This is a genomic window from Peribacillus sp. P4_C12, assembly GCF_056402095.1.
Map to the genome: position 1 here is coordinate 1 of NZ_JBFUIB010000610.1, position 1,925 is coordinate 1,925.

A 1,925-nucleotide genomic window follows, 5' to 3' on the forward strand; every position below is an offset into this window, starting at 1 on the left:
ATGTAATAGATTTTGCAGAGTCTCTAATGCTTTTTCTAATTCTGCTTCCATCGTATTGAGATAAGGATGAGGCTGGGATTCTTTTAATAGCTGTAAAAATCCCTTTACTGAAGTAAGAGGATTTTTAACTTCATGAACAATCCCTGCAGCTATTTGGCCGATTGATGCTAATTTTTCTCTGTCTTTCAAAAGAATTTCTGCTTTTTTACGATCTGTAATGTCTCGAATAATGACTTGAGCCAAGATCATGTCTTTCAAATAAAAAGGGGCAGCTGTTACTTCAATATCAATAACCTGTCCATCACTACAAATCATTTTTTGTTCCGCCAGTTCTAATATCTCTTGTTTTTCCAGCACCCTTTTTAATCGGTCATTACAACTAGCATGGTTATCTGGAGGGAGAAAAACGTACAAGTTTTTATACAATATGTCCTCAGGAGAAGCTAACTTTAGCAATTCCAAACAAGCTCTATTACAGTAAAGGATTTTTCCTGCCTTTCCAACAATCATAATTGAATTGAGGGAATACGAGATCAATTGATGGAAGTCAATGTCTGTTGAGTCAATTTGTAATTCCAAGTAAATCACTCCGTATTTAATCATTGCCATTAGTTTATCAGGAAACATCCTTAACTGGAATAAAAATTTTAACTTTAGCTCTTTTTAATTATTTGTTTAACTATTTTTTACACGTTCGTTCAAGAACAGATCATCATTCCTCAACATCATTAATATGTGGAGAAGTTTAGATAAAATATATTGAATTTCTATAAAAAAGAGTTCACAAAAAAAAGCACAGCCTTATGAAAAGGGTGCGAAGAGGTTAGGAAAGGGTTAAGAAATTTAAATATACGACCCTTACTATTATCATAGATTAAAATAAAATACCCTTCTTCAACTATCAGAACAGTTTAGTGCAATAAAACAAATCTTTGCAATCTATCGTCCAAATTAATTAATTCCATTTTACTTTGGTACTTATCATTACGTCCCATCATATAAGACTCCCCCCAATAAAAAACCTACATAGAATTAAATTCTACATAGGTTTCAAAAATTCCTGTTAATTTGTCAACAGCCTCGTTCGGCTGCTTATATTTTATTATTTCTCCCTTTTGCCTTGTACGAATCGTACAATCAAGCTCATTGTTCGTTCTACTTGGGGTAGCGCCATGATTATGCGGTGAACTATACTTGGGAATAACCGTGTGTTGCTGCCTTGTAGGAAACTAATACGCTTTAAGACGTGATCAAGAAGTAGAAAAAGCTTTTATTCTACTTCGGAACGATGAATAGAGGGGTACGGTTATTCGATGCCTTCTTATTGTCAAGACATCACTACATTTAATAGGTTAAATAGATTGTTTTATCAAGTATTCAAAGTAACTTTGTACTCAATTTTTCTTCTTAGATTACTTTTAATACACTCGATTCTTATAATACAGATAAACCATTTTCCTGATTGGACCCGAGTTGCGTCAGGAAAATGCGGATTTACAAAGGGTTGGATTTTGGTACAAGTCTTATAGAAATAGAATGAGTAGTTATGAATAGAGGACAACACCAACTAAACCAGAAAGAATAATGACATAGGCTGGATGCCAGCGTAATTTCAACAGGGAGAATAACGATAACCCAAAGACGAGTAATAAGCTTATCGAATGCCACGAAAAGTTTAGAGGAATCATATGATTGGAAATGGCAAAACTGATTGCTGCAAAGAGGATTAAACTAGTGACAATGGGTCTTAATCCATAAAACATCGCTTGAACAACTTGATAATGATTCAATTTGTTGAAGAAGGTGGCTATAACGACTACGAGTATAATAGCAGGAAGCAAGATTCCGAGAGCGGATGATATGGATCCTGCTAATCCAGCAGTCGAATAGCCAACGAGAATGGCACTATTGATGGTGATAGGACC

General features: G+C 34.6%; 2 protein-coding genes. Both read right to left on the reverse strand.

Annotation, left to right across the window (positions count from 1 at the left end):
* Positions 1-603: PAS domain S-box protein (locus AC1DUW_RS27130; RefSeq protein ID WP_477643965.1), on the reverse strand; the 603-nt coding region annotated here is incomplete at its 3' end.
* A 941-nt stretch (positions 604-1,544) separates the two neighbouring features.
* A partial coding sequence (locus AC1DUW_RS27135; protein WP_477643966.1) for a chromate transporter occupies positions 1,545-1,925 on the reverse strand: 381 nt, incomplete at its 5' end.